Source organism: Clostridium sp. AF32-7AC (assembly GCF_003477925.1).
GTDB classification, from domain to species: domain Bacteria; phylum Bacillota; class Clostridia; order Lachnospirales; family Lachnospiraceae; genus Otoolea; species Otoolea fessa.
Map to the genome: position 1 here is coordinate 1 of NZ_QUEG01000023.1, position 626 is coordinate 626.

General features: G+C 43.8%; 1 rRNA gene. It reads left to right on the top strand.

The features are described from left to right. Window positions 1–86: 86 nt before the first annotated feature. Window positions 87–204: ribosomal RNA gene (rrf, locus tag DWZ45_RS14410) — 5S ribosomal RNA — on the top strand. Window positions 205–626: the final 422 nt, after the last annotated feature.

Here is a 626-nt window from a genome sequence, read left to right on the forward strand (position 1 = left end):
GGAAGGTGCGGCTGGATCACCTCCTTTCTAAGGAAGAAGAAGTAAGGGTTTTACGTACTGTTGAGTCTTTAAGGATTCAAAATCTTTCCGGTGTCGATGCGCTTAGGGGACACACCCGTTCCCATCCCGAACACGATGGTTAAGACCTAAGCGGCCGATGATACTATGCTGGAGACGGCATGGGAAAGCAGGTGGATGCCGGATTCCATTAAAAACAATTCGCTGAATGCGATTTGAGATAGAACGGACACATCGGAATGGATGAACTATCTGTGATGAGGATGTGTTAACCTACACCAGCAGGGAAGTGCTGTTCCATATAACTGGTTTTTACCAGTGATTCATAAGTTCGAGCTTATCGAGGTTGTGAATGACTGATAAATGGTCAGTCAAGTGGCTGTACATTGCAGTTCGGAAACAAAGTTTCCTCACTCACGTGCAGGCACGTTAACTGTACATTGCAGTTCGGAAACAAAGTTTCCTCACTCACGTACAGGCACGTTATGAAAACAAAACATTACGAAGGCTTATGAAAGCAAGCTTTCAACGCATTCGAAACATTTTGTTTTCGCAATGTACCTTGAAAACTGCATATTGAAAATCTGATACAAAGTTCAAACCGAGAG